This is a genomic window from Microcystis sp. LEGE 00066 (assembly GCF_015207925.1).
In the GTDB taxonomy this organism is placed as follows: Bacteria; Cyanobacteriota; Cyanobacteriia; order Cyanobacteriales; family Microcystaceae; genus Microcystis; species Microcystis ichthyoblabe_A.
Genome location: NZ_JADEVX010000355.1, coordinates 1 through 1477, shown reverse-complemented (window position 1 = coordinate 1477; position 1477 = coordinate 1). Strand labels below are relative to the sequence as shown.

Below are 1477 nucleotides of genomic sequence, written 5' to 3'. Positions count from 1 at the left end.
GCTTGCGGTGTCAGTCTGTAGAGCGACCATAAGACCAGAACAGAGTAAATCTGTTAAGGCAGGTGCGAAAAATCCTTCGGGAAAGAAGCAGAAACCTAAATCGTGAGGTTTGGGAATCGCCGTCCGTAAACGGACGGTGAGGATGTCAAGAGCCTTCAAGCCGACATTTTAGGTAAAGACTTTCAGGGTGTTTTGCTTGACAACTCAAATGGACTTGCTATCGGAACAATAAAAGCTTAACTTTCCTTGCGTGATGCTAAATAACAAACTACAACTTCTGTTAACCAGGGTAGGCCCATGGGCCGTTGCTGGTCTGCTCGGCGGTTTGATCGGCTCTCTGGCTGCGGTACTGCTGACTGAGGCAATTAAGCAAACCCTGAGAATTGCCTCTGGCCTAGGCAACGTCTGGCTACTGCTGCTGCCTCTGGTGGGCGTTACCTTAGCAGTGCTAGTCCTGTTTGGACTGGGTAGGGGCCAACCCGTGCAGACCTTAGCTCCCCGCGAGGCCACTGCCTCTGGCCGCTGGGGTTCTCTCCTGTCCTGGTACTCCTTCCCCCATGACATTGCTCGGGCCGATCTGACCGGTGACGTGGTGAACGCATCTGGGGACGAAGAGCGCTTCCCCTGGAATCTAGCACCGTTGCGGGCCCTAGCCATCCTCTCCACTGTTGGACTGGGTGCGCCCATGGGAACGGAATCACCGGCGGCTCATATTGGCGTGGCAACGGGAACCTGGTTGGGTAGCATAAATCCAGCCCTGGGTCAACTGGTGCGGCCCCTGGCCATCGGTGGCGGAGCGGCCAGTGTTTCTGCCCTGATGGGAATCCCTCTGGTGGGCAGCTTCTTTATGTTTGAGTTGAGTCAGCGACGCCAGGTTCCGATCACCCCGGAGCGAGTGGCAGCAATGTTAGCCGGGGGACTGGTGGGATGGGGAGTCAACGCTGCCTTTAAGCTGCAACTGATCCAGCTGGTGGTGCCGCAGGTTGCCCCGACTGACTTCTGGGATGCGGTGGGTGCCACTTTATTGATCGGAGCGATCGCTGGCATGATTACAGCCCTCACCGGTGAGGCGATCTACTGGGCCAGAGGCTTGCGGAACAAGCCCGCCACTCGTCTCCTGATCGGTGGCCTGATGATGCTATTATTGGCGATCGTGATCGGACGGGTGGCGACTCCAGCAGCGGCTTTTGGGCCGGGGAGAGCTGCTATCGACTGGGCCGAAAACATTGAAACAACTCCTTATCACCTGTTGGCAGTAGCTCTGCTCCGGGCTGCGGCCACTACCGCTGCGGTTTTAGCCGGGGGCTGTGGCGGCGTGTTTGTCCCTTTTCTGGCGATCGGCGACCTCAGTGGCCGGGTGTTCGCCACCACCTTTGAGATTCCGGGGGATCTGGCCGGTGCGGCGGGGGCAGCGGCCGGTATTGCGGGCGGCTATCGCCTACCTTTGACCGCCGTGGCGATGGTGCTGGGGGTGGGG

General features: G+C 58.6%; 1 protein-coding gene. It reads left to right on the top strand.

The annotated features are described in order from the left end of the window. Window positions 1–253: 253 nt before the first annotated feature. Window positions 254–1477, top strand: a 1224-nt coding sequence (locus tag IQ224_RS23460) for a chloride channel protein (protein WP_194033553.1), incomplete at its 3' end; no start/stop codon positions are given.